The sequence below is a fragment of the Microbispora amethystogenes genome, assembly GCF_016863015.1.
GTDB classification, from domain to species: Bacteria; Actinomycetota; Actinomycetes; order Streptosporangiales; family Streptosporangiaceae; genus Microbispora; species Microbispora amethystogenes.
Genome location: NZ_BOOB01000037.1, coordinates 15,096 through 34,441 on the forward strand (window position 1 = coordinate 15,096; position 19,346 = coordinate 34,441).

The 19,346-nt window shown below is 74.1% G+C and carries 20 protein-coding genes; 11 read left to right on the forward strand and 9 right to left on the reverse strand.

The window, feature by feature from the left end:
• Window positions 1-19 precede the first annotated feature (19 nt).
• From Mam01_RS23140 to Mam01_RS23160, 5 genes are all read right to left on the reverse strand, one after another.
• The gene (locus Mam01_RS23140) at window positions 20-490 is read right to left on the reverse strand and encodes a S26 family signal peptidase (protein WP_204287318.1); all 471 of its coding nucleotides are present in this window, start codon (window positions 488-490) and stop codon (window positions 20-22) included.
• The gene (locus Mam01_RS23145) at window positions 487-2,370 is read right to left on the reverse strand and encodes an ABC transporter ATP-binding protein (RefSeq protein WP_239101536.1); all 1,884 of its coding nucleotides are present in this window, start codon (window positions 2,368-2,370) and stop codon (window positions 487-489) included. The genes Mam01_RS23140 and Mam01_RS23145 overlap by 4 nt, the downstream gene beginning before the upstream one ends.
• Entirely contained in the window at window positions 2,367-2,909 is a 543-nt protein-coding gene (locus tag Mam01_RS23150) for a TlpA family protein disulfide reductase (protein ID WP_204287319.1), read from the reverse strand. The genes Mam01_RS23145 and Mam01_RS23150 overlap by 4 nt, the downstream gene beginning before the upstream one ends.
• Before the next feature lie 6 nt (window positions 2,910-2,915).
• A complete protein-coding gene (locus Mam01_RS23155; RefSeq protein WP_204287320.1) occupies window positions 2,916-3,482 on the reverse strand; it encodes a MauE/DoxX family redox-associated membrane protein in 567 nt (188 codons plus the stop codon).
• A 128-nt stretch (window positions 3,483-3,610) separates the two neighbouring features.
• Entirely contained in the window at window positions 3,611-4,849 is a 1,239-nt protein-coding gene (locus Mam01_RS23160) for an APC family permease (protein WP_204287442.1), read from the reverse strand.
• Between the two features lie 177 nt (window positions 4,850-5,026).
• Here Mam01_RS23160 and Mam01_RS23165 point away from each other — a divergent pair, with 177 nt between their 5' ends.
• The 4 genes from Mam01_RS23165 to Mam01_RS23180 all read left to right on the forward strand — a co-directional run bounded on the left by Mam01_RS23165 (window position 5,027) and on the right by Mam01_RS23180 (window position 8,653).
• The gene (locus Mam01_RS23165; protein WP_204287321.1) at window positions 5,027-5,206 is read left to right on the forward strand and encodes a MiAMP1 family antimicrobial peptide; all 180 of its coding nucleotides are present in this window, start codon (window positions 5,027-5,029) and stop codon (window positions 5,204-5,206) included.
• Between the two features lie 67 nt (window positions 5,207-5,273).
• Entirely contained in the window at window positions 5,274-5,723 is a 450-nt protein-coding gene (locus tag Mam01_RS23170) for a helix-turn-helix transcriptional regulator (protein WP_204287322.1), read from the forward strand.
• A gap of 5 nt (window positions 5,724-5,728) precedes the next feature.
• The gene (locus Mam01_RS23175; protein ID WP_204287323.1) at window positions 5,729-6,139 is read left to right on the forward strand and encodes a VOC family protein; all 411 of its coding nucleotides are present in this window, start codon (window positions 5,729-5,731) and stop codon (window positions 6,137-6,139) included.
• 132 nt (window positions 6,140-6,271) lie between these two features.
• The gene (locus tag Mam01_RS23180) at window positions 6,272-8,653 is read left to right on the forward strand and encodes an ATP-binding cassette domain-containing protein (RefSeq protein ID WP_204287324.1); all 2,382 of its coding nucleotides are present in this window, start codon (window positions 6,272-6,274) and stop codon (window positions 8,651-8,653) included.
• A 46-nt stretch (window positions 8,654-8,699) separates the two neighbouring features.
• Here Mam01_RS23180 and Mam01_RS23185 read toward each other — a convergent pair whose 3' ends face one another.
• Entirely contained in the window at window positions 8,700-9,320 is a 621-nt protein-coding gene (locus tag Mam01_RS23185; RefSeq protein WP_204287325.1) for a dihydrofolate reductase family protein, read from the reverse strand.
• 154 nt (window positions 9,321-9,474) lie between these two features.
• Between Mam01_RS23185 and Mam01_RS23190 the strand changes: the two genes are divergently transcribed.
• A complete protein-coding gene (locus Mam01_RS23190; RefSeq protein WP_204287326.1) occupies window positions 9,475-10,095 on the forward strand; it encodes a TetR/AcrR family transcriptional regulator in 621 nt (206 codons plus the stop codon).
• On the forward strand, window positions 10,092-11,507 hold the full coding sequence (locus Mam01_RS23195) for an MFS transporter (protein ID WP_204287327.1): 1,416 nt from the start codon (window positions 10,092-10,094) through the stop codon (window positions 11,505-11,507). The genes Mam01_RS23190 and Mam01_RS23195 overlap by 4 nt, the downstream gene beginning before the upstream one ends.
• 12 nt (window positions 11,508-11,519) lie before the next feature.
• On the opposite strand, the gene Mam01_RS23200 is transcribed toward Mam01_RS23195, so the two are convergent.
• The gene (locus Mam01_RS23200) at window positions 11,520-12,605 is read right to left on the reverse strand and encodes a methyltransferase domain-containing protein (protein WP_204287328.1); all 1,086 of its coding nucleotides are present in this window, start codon (window positions 12,603-12,605) and stop codon (window positions 11,520-11,522) included.
• A 403-nt stretch (window positions 12,606-13,008) separates the two neighbouring features.
• On the opposite strand from Mam01_RS23200, the gene Mam01_RS23205 reads away from it, so the two are divergent.
• Window positions 13,009-13,800, forward strand: coding sequence for a putative protein N(5)-glutamine methyltransferase (locus Mam01_RS23205; RefSeq protein ID WP_204287329.1), 792 nt, complete (start codon window positions 13,009-13,011; stop codon window positions 13,798-13,800).
• Here the strand turns inward: Mam01_RS23205 and Mam01_RS23210 are convergent.
• On the reverse strand, window positions 13,797-14,456 hold the full coding sequence (locus Mam01_RS23210) for a TetR/AcrR family transcriptional regulator (protein WP_204287330.1): 660 nt from the start codon (window positions 14,454-14,456) through the stop codon (window positions 13,797-13,799). The genes Mam01_RS23205 and Mam01_RS23210 overlap by 4 nt on opposite strands.
• Before the next feature lie 68 nt (window positions 14,457-14,524).
• On the opposite strand from Mam01_RS23210, the gene Mam01_RS23215 reads away from it, so the two are divergent.
• Window positions 14,525-15,784 (forward strand): FAD-dependent oxidoreductase, encoded by a 1,260-nt coding sequence (locus Mam01_RS23215; RefSeq protein ID WP_204287331.1) that lies wholly within the window; start codon window positions 14,525-14,527, stop codon window positions 15,782-15,784.
• Here Mam01_RS23215 and Mam01_RS23220 read toward each other — a convergent pair.
• Window positions 15,705-16,625: a pentapeptide repeat-containing protein gene (locus Mam01_RS23220; RefSeq protein ID WP_204287332.1), complete on the reverse strand. Its 921-nt coding sequence runs from the start codon at window positions 16,623-16,625 to the stop codon at window positions 15,705-15,707. The two genes, Mam01_RS23215 and Mam01_RS23220, sit on opposite strands and share 80 nt — an antisense overlap.
• Before the next feature lie 202 nt (window positions 16,626-16,827).
• Here Mam01_RS23220 and Mam01_RS23225 point away from each other — a divergent pair, with 202 nt between their 5' ends.
• The 3 genes from Mam01_RS23225 (at window position 16,828) to Mam01_RS23235 (ending at window position 19,256) form a co-directional block, all read left to right on the forward strand.
• Window positions 16,828-17,076: a hypothetical protein gene (locus Mam01_RS23225; protein WP_204287333.1), complete on the forward strand. Its 249-nt coding sequence runs from the start codon at window positions 16,828-16,830 to the stop codon at window positions 17,074-17,076.
• An 85-nt stretch (window positions 17,077-17,161) separates the two neighbouring features.
• On the forward strand, window positions 17,162-18,127 hold the full coding sequence (locus Mam01_RS23230; protein ID WP_204287334.1) for a tetratricopeptide repeat protein: 966 nt from the start codon (window positions 17,162-17,164) through the stop codon (window positions 18,125-18,127).
• A gap of 10 nt (window positions 18,128-18,137) precedes the next feature.
• Window positions 18,138-19,256 (forward strand): SagB family peptide dehydrogenase, encoded by a 1,119-nt coding sequence (locus Mam01_RS23235; protein ID WP_204287335.1) that lies wholly within the window; start codon window positions 18,138-18,140, stop codon window positions 19,254-19,256.
• Window positions 19,257-19,346: the final 90 nt, after the last annotated feature.

Here is a 19,346-nt window from a genome sequence, read left to right on the forward strand (position 1 = left end):
GTATGGCCGGGCAGGCGGTTCACGCGTTCAGCCGCCGGAGCACGACACCGGTGATCCTGCTCTCGGGCAGGAGGCCCCACTGCCGCGAGTCGGTGCTCCGCGACGGGTTGTCGCCAAGGACGAGCAGCCGCCCCGGCGGCACGCGGGCCTCCCCCGACCCCTCTCCGGGCGCCTCTGCATGGGCCTCGAATCCGGGCGGGATCGGGTCCCCCGCCACGGCCGCCGCCCGCTTGATCACCAGATTCGTGCCGCCGTCGAGCGTCAGGCCCTCCCCCGGGCCCACGCGGGCGATGACGACGACGTCCCCCCGCCGGACGCGCGCCCCCGCCCGGCCGGGCCGCAGGTTCCGTACGAGGACCCGGTCGCCGGGCCGCAGCGCGGGGCGCATGCTCTCCCCGTGGACCTCGACGACGCGCAGGGTCCGCCTGAGTGCCGTCACCACCCCTGCCGTGAGCACAGCCGTGGACAGGACGAACGGGACCGGTGTCATCGGGCCTCCGAGAGCCGCTGGTGGGGAGCGTCGGCGTCCGGGTCGTCCCGCTGCCGGTATCCCTCCGCCTGCAGGGCGAACAGCTGGGCGTAGATCCCGCCGCGCGCCAGCAGCGTGGCGTGCGTGCCCCGCTCGGCGATCCGCCCGCCGTCGAGGACCACGATGTGGTCCGCGTCGCGTACGGCGCCGAGCCGATGGCTGATCAGCACGCTCGTGCGGCCCCGGCGGTGCTCCCGCAGGCCCTGGTGGATCTCGTGCTCCGCCTCGGCGTCGAGGCCCGAGCTGGGCTCGTCCAGGATCAGCAGGTCCCGCTCCCCCCGCAGGTAGGCGCGGGCCAGGGCGAGCCGCTGCCACTGCCCGCCCGACAGGTGGACGCCCGCCGCGCCGCCGTCCTCGGCGGAGCCGTCGGGATCGGCGGGATCGGCGAAGATGCGCGACAGCATGGTGTCGTACCCCCGGGGCAGGCCGCTCACGGCGCCGTGCGCGCCCGCCCGCCGCGCCGCCGCCTCGATCCTCCCCCGGTCGCCCATCGCGCTCAGATCGCCCAGGCCGATGTTCTCGGCCGCGGTCATGTCGTACTCCATGTAGTCCTGGAACACCGCCCCGATGCGGGCGCGCAGCTCCGCCGGGTCGATCTCCCTGAGGTCGACGCCGTCCCACAGGACCGCGCCGCGTTCGGGGTCGTACATCCGGCACAGGAGCTTGACCAGCGTGCTCTTGCCCGCGCCGTTCCTGCCGACGAGCGCCACCGAGGCGCCGTACGGGATGGTCAGGCTGACGCCGCGCAGGGCCCAGGGGTGGCCGGGCGAGTAGCGGAACCACACGTCGCGCAGTTCGATCCCGCGGCGCGGCGGCCCCGCCCGCCGGGGGTGGTCCGGGACCGGGAGGTCCGGCCCGGCGTCGAGGACGGCGAGATAGTGGCCGAACAGCAGCACCTGCTGATGCGCCGAGACCACTTCGAGGACGAGGCCGCCGGCTGCGGCCTGCACCCCGGCGACGGCGGCGACGAACAGCGCCACGTCGCCGGCCCCGCCCGTGCCGTTCACCGCGTCGAGCAGAACCCACAGCAGGCCGCCTCCGGCCGCCAGCGCGGCGATGGTCCCGGTGGCGGCCTGGACGCGCAGCTCCCACCGGTCGGTACGGCTCCGCTCGGCGTTCGCGGCCCGCCGCTGGGCGTTCAGCAGCCCGCGCAGGTGCGCCCCGACGCCGAAGAGCCTGAGCTCCTTGGCGGCCCGGACGTCGACGAGGAGCTGTCCGAAGAAGAACTCGCGGCGCTCGGCCGGGCCGATGCCCCACAGCATGGCGGCGCGCCGCCGCGACAGCCACAGCTCCGCGGCCAGGGACGGCGCCGACGCCGCGATCACGAGGACCGCCGTCCACGCGTTGATCGTCACGAGTGAGACGAGGAAGGCGGCGCCGGTCAGCACCGTCCTCACCGCGCCCAGCGCGGCGGAGACCAGCATGCCGGGGGTCGCCCCGCCGTACTGCTGGGCCATCCGGATCCGGTCGAGGAACGCGGGGTCCTCGAACCTGGCCAGGCCGGCGAACCGCTCGACGGCCTGGAAGAGGCGGTCCTGGGCGACGAGGCCGACCCTGCGCCCGCTCTCGTCCCTGACGTACTGGACGACCTGCGGCCCGAGCGCGGCCAGCAGCCCGCACCCGGCGAGCGCGGCGCCCAGCGCCGCCGTCGCCCCGGGCCGGGGGTGGGTGCCGCCGATCTCGTCGAGCACCAGCTTGGTGCACCAGGCGATCGCCACCGGCAGGGCGGCCATGAGCGCGGTGAGGACGGCGAAGGCGAGGGTCAGTCCCCTGCTCGCCCGCCACGCCAGGCCTGCGGCGGCGACCACCGCCCGCGTCGAAGCCGTCGTCGAAGCCGTCACGCGGATGCGGGAAGCGCGTCGAGCTCGGCCAGCGTGCTCCCGCTGGCGAGGATCCTGCCGTGCCCGTCGAGCAGGGCGAGCGACGGAAAGCCCTGGACCCGCAGCGCCTTCGTCACGCCGGTGCCGAACTCCTCGACCAGCACCAGGGCGACGGGCTCCAGCGCCCGCCGCTGGGCCGCGACCTCCTCCTCCGTCCCGACGAGCACGGCCAGCACGTTGCCGCGTCCTCCGGGGAAGGACCGTGCGCGTTCGGCGAACTCCGGCAGGCGGTCGCCGCAGGCGGGGCAGTCGGGTGAGAAGACCCCGACGAGGACCGGCTCGGTCAGCGTCTCGGCGGAGACGTGCATGCCCTCGGTGCTCACGGCGGAGAAGGCGCCGATCGTCGCTCCGGGCGGGAGCATGATCGGCGGGGCCGCCCCCGGTCGCGCCGCGAGCATCTCCTCGTGCGTACGCAGCCTGCGGATCACCCCGACCGTCAGCACCAGGTCGATCAGGCACAGGACGCCGATGCCGAGGACGAGTGCGGTGAGGAACGGCATGAGGGATTACCTCCGTGGGTGCGTGTTCGTGAAGAGGCCGGCGATCTCGCCGGTCGCCGACAGCAGGACGGCCGCGGCCCCGGCCGTCAGAGCGGCCGCGGCCGGCCCGGCCACTCCCAGGTCCGCCGGGGCTCCGGCCGATCCCGCCGCCGATCCCGTCAGCGCACCCGTCATCGCGGCCTGCGCCGCTCCGGTCGCCGCCGCGGCGGCGAGCACGGCGTTGCGTACGAGATGACCGGGGCCCACCGGGACGGTGGACGCGCCGAAGCAGCGGCAGAGGACCCGGCGGCGCCGCCGCAGAGCGGCGGCCATGGCCACGGTGAACGCGGCGAGGAGCCCGAGCGCGACGCAGAAGCCGGCGAGCGCGGTGGGCCGCCAGGCAAGCAGCGGCGCGACGGCGGCCTCGGCGGCGACGACGAGCGCCGCGGCGGGCCTGGCCGGCAGGCGCGGCGCGAGCGCGCGGGTGGCGGCCGTGAACTCCTCGTACGCCGCCCGTCCGCGCAGCTTGCTCACGGCGGAGGCGAGGAAGACGATCCCCGTGAGCAGCCGGCAGAAGTCGAAGAGAAGGGCCACGGGCGTCCTCATCCCCGGTCGGGTGGGCGGGTCGCCCCCACGCTAGGAACGGCCCCGGCAGCCGGGGTACACGGCGGCTACACGCGGCGATGTATCCGGGGTATGCGGGTGGGGATCCGGCGGGTTCCTCAGGCGCGGCGGCGCAGGACCAGCCATCGGCCGGCCAGTCCGGCGGCGAACATGACCACCCCGGCGAGCACGGACGGCCAGGGCAGGGTGGCGACCAGGGTGAGGCAGCCGGCGACGCCGACCACATTGAGCGCGCGCGGCCAGCGGCGCTCGGCCGGGGGCTGGGTGAACGCCGAGGCATTGGCGACGGCGTAGTAGACGAGGACGCCGAAGGAGGAGAAGCCGATCACCCCGCGCAGGTCGGCGGTGGCCACCAGGACGCAGACGACGGCGGCCAGGGCGATCTCGGCGTGGTGCGGCACCCGGTAGCGGGGGTGGACGGCCGCCAGCCAGCCGGGCAGGTCGCGATGGCGGGCCATGGCGAGGCCGGTGCGGCCGATCCCGGCGATCAGGGCGAGCAGCGCGCCCAGCGCCGCCGGCGCCGCGCCCGCCCGCACCACCGGGGCCAGGCCGCCGGCGCCCGCCGCCTCGACCGCGGTGGTCAGCGGCGCGGGCGAGGCGGCGAGCCGGGCGGGCCCGGCGGCCAGCAGCGCCGCGACCCCGACCACCAGGTAGACGGCCACGGTGACGAACAGGGCGATCGGGATCGCGCGGGGAATGGTGCGGCTCGGGTCGCGGACCTCCTCGCCCATGGTGGCGACGCGGGCGTATCCGGCGAAGGCGAAGAACAGCAGCCCCGCGGCCTGGAGGACGCCGTACGCGCCGCCGGTGCCCCGCCAGTCGCCCAGGCTGCCCGGCGCGGCGCCGCCACCCGCGGCGATCCCCACGGCGATCCCCGCCACGACGACGGCGAGGGCGGTCAGGGTGGCGGCGACGAGGACCCGGGTGAGCAGGACGGTCCTGGTGACGCCGTGGTAGTTCAGCGCGGCCAGCCCCAGCACGGCCGCGACGGCGACGGCCCGCTGCGCCCACCAGGGGCCGGGCACGGCGTAGGAGGCGAAGGTGAGCGCCATGGCGGCGCACGACGCGGTCTTGCCGACGACGAAGCCCCACCCGGCCGTGAACCCCCACCAGTGACCGAGGCGCTCGCGGCCGTAGACGTAGGTGCCGCCGGAGACCGGATACACCGCGGCCAGCTGCGCGGAGGCGACCGCGTTGCAGTACGCGATCACCGCGGCGATCACCAGCCCGATCAGCAGGCCCGTGCCCGCGGCCCGCGCGGCGGGACCGAACGCGGCGAACACGCCCGCCCCGATCATCGACCCCAGCCCGACGACCACCGCGTCCGCGGTGCCCATCCGGCGCGCGAGGCCGCCGCCGTGGTTCTGCCCGTACGGCCCGGTCTGTGGCTGGGACGCCACCGCCCCCCCTCGGGGTCAGATGCATCAAACACGTTTGATGCATCGTCCGGGTCGCGGCGCCGCGGAGTCAAGCCGTCCCGGGGCGTGCATTCTTTACCGTCCAGACACTGAGCGTTGCTATACGATTCCAACATCCCCTACCACGGGTCGTACAGGTGGTACGGAGACGGGCAGAGCGGCCGCATGTACAACCAGCCCAACGCGCAGGGGGTCGCCCACTTCACCCTTCCCAGCGACCGGAACGCCGAGCAGCGCACGCCCGTCGGCTGGCAGAGCATCTTCATCGTCTGCTGACCGTCCCGTCCCACCGCCGGCGGCCGGATCACCCGGCCGCCGGCGGTCGCGGCGTACGATGCCCGATATGACCGGCCCGCCCGTCTCCAAACAGCGCCTCGGCGACCTCGCGCGGCTGCGCCGCGTCCGGGACCGGATCGACCGGGAGTACGCCCAGCCCCTTGACGTGGAGGCGCTCGCCCGTGGCGTGAACATGTCCGCCGGGCACCTGAGCCGCCAGTTCCGGCTCGCCTACGGCGAATCGCCGTACGGCTATCTCATGACCCGCCGCATCGAGCGGGCGATGGCGTTGCTGCGCCGCGGCGACCTCAGCGTCACCGAGGTCTGCTTCGCGGTCGGTTGCTCGTCGCTGGGCACCTTCAGCACCCGCTTCACCGAACTGGTCGGCATGCCGCCGAGCGCCTACCGCCGCGCCACGGCGGGCGCGGCGGCGGGGATGCCGTCGTGCGTCGAGAAACAGGTGACCCGGCCGGTCAGGAATCGAGAAGCGCGGGCCGTCGCTCCGAAACTAGCCTGACCTGTATGAACCTCACTATCCACGCGACGTTCCTCCCGCACGACGACCCCGAGGCCGCGCTCGCCTTCTACCGCGACACCCTCGGTTTCGAAGTGCGGGGCGACGTCGGATACGGCGGCATGCGCTGGATCACGGTCGGCCCCGCCGGCCAGCCCGGCACGTCGATCGTCCTGCACCCGCCGGCCGCCGACCCCGGCATCACCGAGGAGGAACGCCGCATCATCGCCGAGATGATGGCGAAGGGCACCTACGGGATGCTCACTCTGGCCACCGACGACCTCGACGGGATCTTCGACCGGCTGCAGGCGGGTGACGCGGAGGTCGTCCAGGAGCCGACCGACCAGCCGTACGGGGTGCGCGACTGCGCCTTCCGCGACCCTGCGGGCAACATGATCCGCATCAACCAGCTCGGCTGACGCGAGCGCGCGGCCCCGCCGGGGCCGCGCCGCCGCGCCGGAGCCCCCGATCGGGTAGACAGGGGGGCCGTTGCCGCGCCCGCAGACCGCCGGCACGACCCCGCGTAATACGCAGATGGAGACACAGAAACGATGAGCCTGCCCTTGAGCCCGGACACCCCGCCGCACGCCGCCGACAGCCACGATCTGATCCGCGTGCACGGAGCGCGGGAGAACAACCTCAAGGACGTCAGCGTCGAGATCCCCAAGCGCCGGCTGACCGTCTTCACCGGCGTCTCCGGCTCGGGCAAGAGCTCGCTGGTGTTCGGCACGATCGCCGCGGAGTCGCAGCGCCTGATCAACGAGACCTACAGCGCGTTCGTGCAGGGCTTCATGCCGGCGCTGGCACGGCCCGAGGTGGACGTGCTCGACGGCCTGACCACGGCGATCATCGTGGACCAGCAGCGGATGGGCGCCAACCCGCGCTCCACGGTCGGCACCGTCACCGACGCCAACGCGATGCTGCGCATCCTGTTCAGCCGGCTCGGCACGCCGCACATCGGCTCGCCCCAGGCGTTCTCCTTCAACGTCGCCTCGATCAGCGGGGCGGGCGCGGTCACCATCGAGCGGGCCGGGCAGACCGTGAAGGAGCGCCGCAGCTTCAACGTCACCGGCGGCATGTGCCCCCGCTGCGAGGGCATGGGCCGGGTCTCCGACATCGACCTGTCCCAGCTGTACGACGACTCCAAGTCGCTCAACGAGGGCGCGCTCACGATCCCCGGCTACAGCGTGGACGGCTGGTACGGCCGCATCTTCAGTGGCTCCGGCTTCTTCGACCCCGACAAGCCGATCCGCGACTTCACCGAGACCGAGCTGCGCGACCTGCTCCACAAGGAGCCGACCAAGATCAAGGTCGACAACATCAACCTCACGTACGAGGGCCTGATCCCGCGGATCCAGAAGTCGATGCTGTCCAAGGACAAGGACGCGCTGCAGCCGCACGTCCGGGCGTTCGTGGAGCGGGCCGTGACGTTCACCGCCTGCCCCGACTGCGGCGGCACCCGGCTCAGCGAGGCCGCCCGGTCCTCGAAGATCAACGGCATCAGCATCGCCGACGCCTGCGCCATGCAGATCAGCGACCTGGCCGAGTGGGCGCGCGGCCTGGACGAGCCGTCGGTCGCGCCGCTGCTGGCCACGCTGCGGCAGACCCTCGACTCGTTCACGGAGATCGGCCTCGGCTATCTCTCACTCGACCGGCCCTCGGGCACGCTGTCGGGCGGCGAGGCCCAGCGCGTCAAGATGATCCGCCACCTCGGCTCCTCGCTCACCGACGTCACCTACGTCTTCGACGAGCCCACCACCGGCCTGCACCCCCATGACATCCAGCGTATGAACACCCTGCTGCTGCGGCTGCGGGACAAGGGCAACACCGTGCTCGTCGTGGAGCACAAGCCGCAGACCATCGCGATCGCCGACCACGTCGTCGACCTCGGCCCCGGCGCGGGCACCGGGGGCGGCACCGTCTGCTACGAGGGCGGCGTCGAGGGGCTGCGGACCGCCGGCACCGTCACCGGCCGCCACCTCGACGACCGGACCCGCCTCAAGGAGAAGGTGCGCACGCCCTCCGGCAGGCTGGAGATCCGCGGCGCGCGCACCCACAACCTGCGCGACGTCGACGTCGACGTCCCGCTCGGGGTCCTCGTCGTCGTCACCGGCGTGGCCGGCTCGGGCAAGAGCTCCCTCGTCCGCGGGTCGATCCCCGCCGGCGCGGGCGTGGTGTCGGTCGACCAGGGCGCGATCCGCGGCTCGCGGCGCAGCAACCCCGCGACGTACACCGGGCTGCTCGACCCGATCCGTAAGGCGTTCGCGAAGGCCAACGGCGTGAAGCCGGCGCTGTTCAGCGCCAACTCCGAGGGCGCCTGCCCGGCCTGCAACGGCGCGGGCGTCATCTACGTCGACCTCGCGATGATGGCGGGCGTCGCCACCACCTGCGAGGAGTGCGAGGGCAAGCGCTTCCAGGCCGCGGTGCTCGGCTACACCCTCGGCGGCAAGGACATCAGCGAGGTGCTCGCGATGCCGGTGGCCGAGGCGGAGGAGTTCTTCGGCGCCGGCCCGGCCCGCACCCCCGCCGCGCACGCCATCCTCCGCCGACTCGCCGACGTCGGGCTCGGCTACCTCAGCCTCGGCCAGCCGCTCACCACCCTGTCGGGCGGCGAGCGGCAGCGGCTCAAGCTGGCCACCCACATGGCCGACGACGGCGGCGTCTACGTCCTCGACGAGCCCACCACCGGCCTCCACCTCGCCGACGTCGAGCAGTTGCTGGGCCTGCTCGACCGGCTCGTCGACTCCGGCAAGTCGGTCATCGTCATCGAGCACCACCCGGCGGTCATGGCGCACGCCGACTGGATCATCGACCTCGGGCCCGGCGCCGGCCACGACGGCGGACGGATCGTCTTCGAGGGCACCCCCGCGGACCTCGTCGCCGCCCGCTCCACCCTCACCGGCGAGCACCTCGCCGACTACGTCGGCGCGTGACCGCGGGCCGGCGCACCGCCGCCTTCATCCCGGCCGGTCGGGGCCCTCAGGCCGTCGCATACCGCGGGCGCCCGGCCGGCCGGTAGACCTGGGTCGTCACGCCCTTCGAGTCGACGCGCGACTCGACCAGGTCGAGCGCGAGATCCGGGCCGGCGTCCGGGAACAGCCGCGCGCCCTGGCCGAGAACGACGGGGACGACGATCAGGGTCATCTCGTCGACCAGATCGTTCTCCAGCAGCCACCGGGTCAGGGCGCCACTGCCGTGCACCTGCAGCTCACCGCCCGGCGTGGCCTTGAGGTCCGCGATGGCGGTCGCGAGGTCGCCGGACAGGAGCGTGGTGCCCGCCCACGCCGGGTCGGTCAGTGTGGCCGACGCGACGTACTTGGGCCGGGTGTTCAACGCCCGCAGGACGGTCTCCCAGCCGGGGACATCCCGGTCCGTCCAGGACCCCCACGAGCCGGCGAACAGCTCGTAGGTCCGCCGGCCGAGCAGGAACGCGTCGGCGCGCTGGTAGGTCTGCTTGATGAACGCGTGGGTCTCGTCGTCGCCCTTCCCCAGAGCCCATCCGCCGCGCTCGAACCCGTTCCTGCGGTCGTCGTCCGACGCACCGCCGTTTCCCTGCATCACTCCGTCGATGGTGACCTGAGTCATGGTCGTGAGCTTCATGAGCGCGTTTCCTCCGCCGTGGCGCCGCCCCTCGTGGGCGGCCTCACCCCTGCTACGAACGCCACCGCCCCGATCCGACGCCACCTCCCGGATTTCTTCGAAGGAACTTTCCCGGGTGATAGACAGTGTCTACTCGCAGTGGTAGACAGTGTCTATGTCAACCGAGGGCTCCCTGCGGGAGCGGCTGGTGGAGGTCGGGGTCCACCTTGTGATGACCGAGGGAACCACCGCTGTGGGCCTGCGGGAGATCGCGCGCCGGGCGGGGGTGTCGCACGGCGCGCCGCGCCGGTACTTCCCCACCCACCACTCGCTGCTGTCGGCCATCGCCCGCCGGGGCTTCGCCGACCTCGAAGCGCGGTTCGCCGCCGCCATGGCGGGGCTGACCTCACCGCGCGACCTGCTGCGGGTGTTCGCGCGGGAGTACGTCGCGTACGCGCTGGAGTGCCGCGGCATGTTCGAGCTGATGTTCCGCCACGAGTTGCTCGACAGCGACAGGCACGGGTCCGCCGGGCCGAGGTTGCGGGAGTCCACGCTGCCGCTGTTCGAGCGCCTCGTCGCGCTGGTCGCCGAGTGCCGGAGTGCGGGGAACCCGCCGGAGGACCCCGCGGTGGCGGCGGCGGCCTTCTGGTCCGCCCTGCACGGGCTCGCGCAGCTGTGGGCGTGGGGCAGCCTGCGACTCGTCCTCGACGCCCACGCCGGCGTGCCGGACGGCGAACGTCTCGACCGGCTGGTCGCCGAAGTGCTCGACGCCCACCTCGGGCCCGCGGTTCCGTGAGCGGAGCCCCGCGACCGCGGCTGGCGCTGGCGGTGAGCGCGGCGGGTGCGATGGTCGTCGCCCTGGACGGCACGGTCCTGGTCGTGGCGCAGCCCAGCCTGCAGCGCGACCTCGCCGCGAGCCTCACGCAGGTCCAGTGGACCAGCACCGGCTACATGGTCGCGGTGGCCGCGCTCCTTGTCGTCGCAGGGCGGCTCGGCGACCGGTACGGCCATCGGCGCCTGCTGTTCGCCGGCGTGCTCGGCTTCGCGGCCGCCTCGGCCGGCATCGCGCTCGCTCCCGCGATCGGCTGGGTGATCGGGCTGCGGGTCCTCCAGGGCGTGTTCGGCGCGCTGCTCCAGCCGGCGACCCTCGCGTTGCTGAGGCTCGCCTACCCGGCGGACCGGCTCGGGACGGCGATCGCCGTCCGCACCGGCGCCATCGGTGTGGCCGGTGCCGCCGGGCCGGTCGTGGGCGGGGCCGTCGTCGCCGAGCTGGGCTGGCGCACCGTCTTCGTGCTCCAGGTCCCGATCGCCGCGCTGATCGCCGGGCTCACCCTCGCCGTGCGCACGCCCCGGCCCGACACCTTCGTACGGCCGCGGCTCGACCTCACCGGCGCGGCCCTGCTTACGATCGTGCTGGCGTTGGGAGTCCACACACTCGCCGGCGTGCCCGGGCGCGGGTGGACCGCCGGGCCGACGCTGTTCGGGTTTCTCGCCGTCGCGGTCCTGTCGGCCGTTTTCGCCGCGCACGAACGCCGGGCCGCGCATCCGATCGTGCCGGGCGTGGTGGTCCGGTCCCTGCCGGTGACGGCGTCGATGTTGCTCCTGCTGGCCGTCACCGGCGGCGTGTTCGGCGCGCTGTTCGCCGTCACCTTCGCGCTGCAGGAGGGGCTCGGGCTCGGCCCTCTCGCGGCGGGGGTGCGGCTGCTTCCCGTGACGGTGGTCATGGTTTTCGGCGCGCCCCTGGCAGCCGCCGCTCTGCGCCGGCACGGCCCACGCCGTACAGCGGTCACCGGGACGGCGCTCGCCGCCCTCGGCGTCGCGGCCGTGGCCCGGCTCGGCCCGGACGCCGCGCAGGCGGCCGCCTGCGCGGCCTTCGCCCTCGTCGGCGCCGGGTTCGCGACCGTCATGGTCACCGCGACCGGGACCGTCGTCGGCGACGCCCCGGCCCGGTACGCCGGAGTCGTCGGCGGGCTGAAACAGACCGTGATGAACATCGGCCCGAGCCTGGGCATCGCCGTGGCCGCCGGGATGACGGCCACGGGAGTGACGGCCACGGGAGTGACGGCCACAGCGGCCCCCGCCACAGGGTCCACCCTGCCGGTCATGGCGGGGCTCGTCGTCCTCGGCCTGGTGCCGGCGTCGCTGCTCCCCGCCGGGCCGGCCGCGGGCCCCTCCACGGAGCCGGTCGCGCAGGCGGGGGACGCGTAGGGCGGGGCCGCCTCATCGCGACCCGCGTGCGGGTCTCGGCGCAGTCAACCGGATGAGGAACGACTCCGCTCCGGCGATCCGTACACGCTGGAGGTGCACGGGCGTGAGGCCCTGACGGAGGGCGAGGGGAAGGTCGCCGACGCCGGGAAGCAGGACCACGGCGGCCCCGCCGGGGGCGAGCACCCGGCGCACCTCCGCCCACCACCGCGCCGGGGACGCGGCGAGCAGGCCTCCGGGGGCGACCTGACCACCCCAGGGCGGGTTGGCCAGCACGCGGTGGGCGACGCCGTCCCGGACCGGCAGCCGCCCGGCGTCGGCGCGGGCGACGGCGACGGGCAGCCCGGCCGCGTTCTCCCGGGCCGCCGCCACCGCCCGCCCGGCCAGGTCGAACCCGTACAGGCGGGCGGCCGAGCCCTGCCGCGCCGCCTCGATCAGCAGGGTCCCGGCGCCGCAGCAGGGATCGAGGACCGTGTCGCCGGGCTCGACACCGGCCATCGCCACCATGGCGGCGGCCAGCGGGGGGTGCAGGGTTCCCGGGACCGACTGCCGCTTGTAGTCCCGCCGGTGCAGGGGGCGCTCGGCGATCCGCAGCAGGAGCGTGGCCCGCTCGCCGTCCAGCGTGACGCGCCAGCCGCTGTGACCCGGCGGCGGCGCGACCGCGCCACGCCGTGAGTGGTAGCCGACCCCCAGCCGGCCGGCCAGGACGCGGCCCACCGCGTCCTCCACGTCGTACCTGGTGAAGGCGCGCCTGCCCAGGAACGACGCCGACACCTCGACGCCGGTGAGCCCGCGGGGGCCGCCGTGCTCACCGCGCAGCCGCGCCAGCGCGGCGAGGTCGGCCGCGCCGGCGAGGGTGCCGGCGAGCCCCGCGAGCGCGGCGGCGCCCTGCCGGGTCGTGCCGACGTCGGGGCCCTGCGCCGCCAGCAGGAACACGTCGTCCGCCGTGCGCAGACCCAGGGCGGGCAGGCGCGAGGCGCTGAAGCGCACCTCGCGATGCCCGATGTGTGTGATGACGCCGAGGCCACGCCGCAGGATCTCTGCGGCGAGCGTCGGCTCCAGCCCGTGGACGCACCGCGCCACCAGGCTCGCCGCCGTCACGTGACGGCGAGAGCGCTGGGACGCGGAGCGGTGAGAGTGACAGCGCGAACGCGCATGGTGATCCTTCTTCTCCCGCGTCAGCCCGGGACGGCACCGCGCCGCCCCGCCTCGTCGGCGACGGGTCGTTCCTCGCTTCGCCGACGGCGGCTAGCGGAGGTGGAAGAAGGACGTGAACGTCATGGCGGTGATCCTAGGCCCGCGAGATGCGGATGACCAACCCGGCGCCCGCCTCTTCGCGGAGGGTGAAGACGCGCTCTGATAATGTGCCGTCCACGGCGGCGACGACGCGAGGAGGTGAGCCCCATTACCGCTGAACTGGTCGGGTGCTCCCCTCTCCCCGTGCGGACGGCCCCTTAGAGACAAGGCGACCGCGGGAGCGCCCTCGCACTCCGGAAGGCTCCCCATGTCCCTGACATCCTGCTCCCCCGCTCTGCCTTCGATCGTGGCCCGGCTGCGCGCCGCCGGGTGCGTGTTCGCCGAGGACGAGGCCCGGCTGCTGGTCTCCGCCGCGGCCACGCCCGCCGAACTCGACGCCATGGTGGACCGGCGCGTCGCCGGCCTGCCCCTCGAACACGTCCTCGGCTGGGCCGACTTCTGCGGCCTGCGGCTGTCCGTCGAACCCGGGGTGTTCGTGCCCCGGCCCCGCACCGCCTTCCTCCTCGGCGAGGCGGTCGCGCTCGCGCGGCCGGGGATGGTCGTGGCCGACCTGTGCTGCGGCTCCGGCGCGATCGGCGCGGCGCTGGCCGCCGCCGTGGGACCGATCACGCTGCACGCCGTGGACGTCGATCCCGCCGCCGTCGCCTGCGCCCGCCGCAACCTCGCCGCGGCGGGCGGCCGGGTCCACCACGGCGACCTGTACGCGCCGCTGCCCGGCGACCTGCGCGGCCGGATCGATCTCATCGTGGCCAGCCCGCCGTACGTGCCGACGGACGCGATCGGGCTGCTGCCGCCCGAAGCGCGGGACCACGAGCCGAAGGTCGCCCTCGACGGCGGCGCGGACGGGCTCGACGTCGTCCGACGGGTCGTCGCGGAGGCCGCCCGCTGGCTCGCGCCCGGCGGGCACCTGCTGGTGGAGACCAGCCGGGGCCAGGCCGGGGAGGCCGCCGAGGCCGTCGCCCGCGCCGGGCTCACGCCACGCCTGACCGTCAGCGACGAACTCGACGCGACCGCCATCTCCGGCGCGCTGCCCGGCTAGCTGTTCTGCCCCACGAGGCCGGGCCCGGCGCTCTCACCCCCGGCCAGGCCGTGCAGCAGCAGGCCGGTGAGCGCGTCGACGATCTCGTCGTCGCCGGCGGCGGGCCCGTGCTCGCCGGCGGTGAGGACGGCGTAGCCGAACATCGACAGCATCGCCGCCATCATCGGGGCGAGCAGGGCGGGATCGCCCGGCAGCGGGCGGCCGTGCTCCCGCAGATACTCCAGGTGGTCGCGCAGCACCTCCGACTCGGCGGTCAGGCTCGCCCAGGCGGCTCCGGAGGCCGGGCGCTCGGCGATCAGCGCCTGCATCCGCGCCGCCACGACCGGCAGGTTGGCCCGCAACACGCTCCAGGCGACGGCCATGTGCCCGCGCAGCTGCGCCCGGTCGGTGAGGTCGTGGTCGCGGGGATGCCCGGCCGCCCCGATCTCCTCGTCGGCCTGGCCCTCCAGGTCGGCCATCAGCGCCTGGAGCAGCTCCTCCTTGCTTGTGAAGTGCTCGTAGAACGACCCCGTGGCCCGCCCGGCCTCCGCCGCGATGTCCGCGATCTTGGTGTTGAGATAGCCGCGTTCCATGAACAGGCGGCGCGCGGCGTCCTTCAACGCGGCCCGGGTCTCGGCCGCCCTCGCCTTGCGCACCCCGCCTTGACGCTCGTTCATGGACGACATCATACTGAATCAGAATTCGCCGAATAATTATTCAGTGAACTGAGATTCAGGAGGATGGGATGCAGGTCATCGTGGCAGGCGGCGGGGTGGCCGGGGCGACGACCGCGCTCGCGCTGCGGCGCGTCGGAGCCGCGGTCACCGTGTATGAGGCGTACGCCGACCCCGCCGGAGCGGTCGGCTCGTTCCTCAGCCTGGCCGCCAACGGGCTCAAGGGCCTGCGCGCGCTCGGCTGCCTCGACGCCGTACAGCAGGCGGGCTTCGACGTGGCACGCCAGCGCCTGTGGGCCGACACCGGCAAACTCCTGGGCGACGCGCCGCGCGGACGCCCCGAGGGCGAGCCCCTGCACAGCGTCACCCTCGAACGCGGGCGCCTCGTCGAGACGCTCCGCGCCCGCGCCGCCGCCCACGGCGCACACTTCGTCACCGGCGAACGGCTGACCGGCGCCGTCCGCGACGGCGGCGGCATCCGGGCCGGGTTCGCGAGCGGCCGCACCGCCCGCGCGGACCTCCTGGTCGGCGCCGACGGCATCTGGTCGGCGACCCGGCGCGTGCTCGACCCGGCCGCACCCGAACCGGCGTACGCCGGGTTCTACTCCGTCTCGGGCGTCTCACGCGGCGTCGACGTCGACCCCGGCGTCTTCAACCTGGTCTTCGGCCGCAGGGGCGCGTTCGTCTACCTGGCCGCCCCCGGCGGCGAGGTCTGGTGGTCCGCCCAGGTCGCCTCCGCGGCACCCCCCGGCCCGGACGAGGCCGGCCTGGACGACCTCCGGTGCCTCTACCGCCACGAGGAGACGCCGTCCGCCCTGCTGCGCGCCGCGACGAGCGTGCGGCGCCCGACGCTCATGCACGCCCTGGCGACGGTGCCGGTCTGGCACGACGACCGGATCGTCCTGGCCGGTGACGCCTGGCACCCCGTCGGCGCAGGTCAGGGCGCGTCGATGGCCATCGAGGACGCCGTCACGCTGGCCCGCTGCCTGGCGGCCGCCGGCGACACACCCACCGCTGTACCAACCGCCGCTGTGCCCACAGCCCTCGCCGCGTACGGCCGGGCGCGGCGGGACCGCGTCGCCAGGATGCTCAAGGCCGGGGACGACAACAGGGACGCCAAGGCCCTGGGCCCGATCGCCCGCCGGCTCCGCAACCTGATCATGCCGGTCGTCTTCCCGTTCGCCTACGAACGCGCCACGGCCTGGCTCTACGACTACAACCCCGCCGCCGACGACGGCGTTGCTGTCGGCGCTACCGGCGAAGCGACCAGTGCGCCGGGCGGCCGAGAGCGGGCGGAAGCCTCGTCGCGTCGTCACCCTGGGCGGCGTTGACCTGGGGCTGGGTGAGGAAGAGGCTCTCGGCGAGGTTCGCCCCGCGCAGGTCGGCCGCCCGCAGATCCGCCCCGATCAGATCCGCGCCCCGCAGGTCGGCTCCCGACAGGTCGGCGCCGATGAGGCAGGCTCCCCTGAGATTCGCCCCCCGCAGGTCGGCCCCCCTCAGCCGGGCGCCGGCGAGGTCGGCACCCCGGTGATCGGCTTTCCGGCGCTCGCGGCCCCTGCCACCCTGCCCCTTGCCGCCCCGGCTCCTGCCACCGCTGTCGGGGCCTCCCGCCGCCGCCCGGACCAGCTCGCTGACCCGCAGCAGCAGCCCGTTGACCGCGTCGTGGTGAGCGGCGACGTCCAGAGCCAGCAGTTCGCCCGGGCCGGAGAGGGTGAGACGCTCGGTGTCCTCGAACGCCCGGCGCAGCTCCGCGTGGACCGGCCGGGCCTCGGGCAGTGACAATCCCTCGCTGAGGTACCACAGCAGCTCGTGCAGGTGCCGCATCACCGCGAAGACCTCGAACATCCGCCCCGCGTTCGCGGGCTCCTCCCGCCAGCTGCGCCCGAAGGTCACCTTCGAGACCTTCTGCCCCGCCCCGAAGCAGTCGTACACCGTGCAGCCGGGAAAGCCGCTCTCGCGCAGGCGCGCGTGGATGCCGCAGCGGAAGTCGGTTCCCAGGTTGGGGCACGGCCGGCCGGCGTCCTTGGTGATCGCGAAGTCGGCCGAGGCGGCGAAGGGCAGCGCCACGCAGCACAACCCGAAGCAGTCGGCGCAGTCGGCCCGCAGGGCGAGCCGGTCGCCGCCGGGCGACGTGTCCACACCGGGGCGCGCGTGGTCGTGCGTGTCGGGCACGTGCTTGGTCTCCTCGTGTCGCGGGGTCGCACAACGGACCAGTATCGCCGGTGAACCGGCCCTCACTGGACCTGGCGAGAGATCGTGCCGCTGAGATGCTTCCGGAGTCGGAGCCAGAGTAACGGTGGTGCGTGGTCACCCCGCCTGTACGAGGCCGGTTTCGGGCCGGCCGTCACAGGAGTCCCCCGAAAGGAGCGCCCTGATGTCGCAGAGGACGTCCGAAGTGTTCGAGGTCCACCAGGACGACTACACCCAGCCCGAGTCCGCCCTCACCTACAACCACAACGAGACTCCGGTGTTCGAGGTCCACCAGGACGACTACACCCAGCCGGAGTCCGCCCTGAACCTCAACCACAACGAGGTCGCGGTGTTCGAGACCCACGAGGACGCCTACAGCGAACCGCACGCCCACATGAACGTCAACCACAACGAGGTTCTGATCGAGGCGTGAGTGCGTCTCGGCGTCCGCCTCCCCGGGCTCACCGGCTCCGGGAGGCGGACGCCGCCGTCGGTCGTGACGTCGTACGGGAGGCCAGGTGAGCGGCGAGTCCCGTCCCGCCGGGGCGGTAGAGCTGCTGCGGCACGCACGGGAGCGGTGCGCCGCAAGAGCCTTCGAGGAGGCGGAGCGGGCGTTCCGGGCCGCCGCCGGCCAGGCCCGGCGCCAGGGCCAGAACGCGCTGCGCGTCCACGCCCAGTGCGAGCTGGCGAGCGCGTGGCGTATGTGCGGCCGCTACCGCAGGGCGGGGCTGCTGTTCGCTCTCACTCTTCCCGCCGCGGAGCGGGTCTTCGGCCCGGAGTCGGTCGAAGTGGCCAAGGTGTGCAACGAGTGGGGTGTGCTGGGCAAGTACACCGGCCGGTTCCGGCAGGCCGAGGCCCTCTACCGGCGGGCCCTGGCGATCCTGGAGGCGGCCCACGGCGGTGAGCACGAGGACGTCGCCTCCGTCTGCCACAACCTGGGCGGGCTCGCCCACGCCCGTGGCGACCACGAGGCCGGTGAACCGTGGGCTCGCCGGGCGGCGGAGGTCCGCGCCCGGCTGCTCGGCGAGCGTCACCCGAGGGTGGCCGCGGACCTCGCCGCCTGGGCCGCGCTCGTGGAGGGCCGCGGACGCCCGGACGAGGCCGAGGCGCTGCTCCGGCGCGCTCTGGCCGTCTTCGAGGCCGCGTACGGCCCGGAGCACCACGACGTCGCCGCCGCACTGCACAACCTCGCCGCGCTGCGGCATCGTCGCGGTGACCTGGACGATGCCCTGGCCCACTACAACCGAGCCCTGGCCGTCAAGGACGCGGTTTTGGGTCCTGGCCACCCGGAATCCGCCGTCACCCTGATCAATCTCGGCGCCCTGTACCGCGCCCGCCGCCAGCCCGGCGAGGCCCACGCCTGCTACAGCCGGGCCGTGGAGCTGCTGGGCCGGGCGGCGCCGGACCATCCTCATCTGGCGGCGGCACGCCGCGGCCGGGAGGCGGCCCGCGCGCTCCCGGCCCCGCCCGCGAACGAGAAGTGAGAGACCCGTCGTGAACGTACGCCTGTCCGGCTGTGGCGCCCTGCTGTGGGACGCCGGTCAACTGGTCTGGGACGACTACCTCGACCATCGCCAGTTCGCCCTCACCGACGGCGTCGAGCGCGTGTTGCGGTGGTTCACCGGCTTTCGCGACCTGGGCTCGGTGCGAGAGCTGGGGGGCGATCCCGACGAGGCCGCCCACTGGCACCGGGTCGCCACCGTCCTCGCTCAGCACGACATCCTGATCGCGGAGAACGGGCCCCGCCACCAGCGCGAACAGGCCATAGAAGAGGCCTGGCAGCCGTGGGGGCCGCTGGCGCGCGCCTACCACTTCTCCACCCGCTCCCATGCCGGCACCGCCATGCGCACCGCCGAGCAGGACAACGAGGACCTCGAAGCCAAGGTTCTCACCGACCCGCCGCCTCCGGCCTTCTGGTCCCTGCCCGGCGCCACCCGCCTCGCGCTGCCCGACGCCGACCCCGGCGTCTGGCGCCATCGCGACCTGATGGACGTGCTGCACCGGCGCCGCAGCCGCCGCTACTTCGGGCCCGCCGCGCTGCCGCTGGAGACCGTCGCTGCCCTGCTCAAGACGGCCGCGGGACCTCTGCCGCGGGCCGAGGGCCCGCTGACCCAGGCGGGTGTGGACCTCGACCCCGACGGGGTGGTGACCGACTCCTGGCAGCGGGTGTTCAAGACCAGCCCCTCCGGCGGCGCCCGCCACCCGACCGAGGTCTACCTCTACGCGCGCAACGTCGAGGGCCTCGAGCCGGGCGCCTACCACTACGCCGCCGCCGACCACACCCTCGAGTTCCTCGGGCGCCGTCTCGACGACGAGCGGCTCGTGGCCGCCGTCGGCGACCAGGACTGGGTCGCCGGCGCCGGGGCGCTCATCTTCTACACCAGCGTCATCGCCCGCAACCAGTGGAAGTACACCTTCCCCCGGGTCTACCGCGCGCTGATGATGGACGTCGGCCACCTGAGCCAGACCGTCTACCTGCTGGCCACCGCGGCCGGTCTGCACATCACCTTCACAGCTGCCCTTCGGGACCAGATCGTCGAGGAGCTCCTCGGCTGCGATCCCGCCCGCCACCTTGTCATCGGCACCTCCGTCATCGGCGCGCCCAACCGCTGACCAACTCGCTGACCCGTACGCCGGCCTGCCGGGACGCCCGGCAGGCCATACGCGTAGGCCATTGACAAAGAGAATTTTTACGTACAGGAT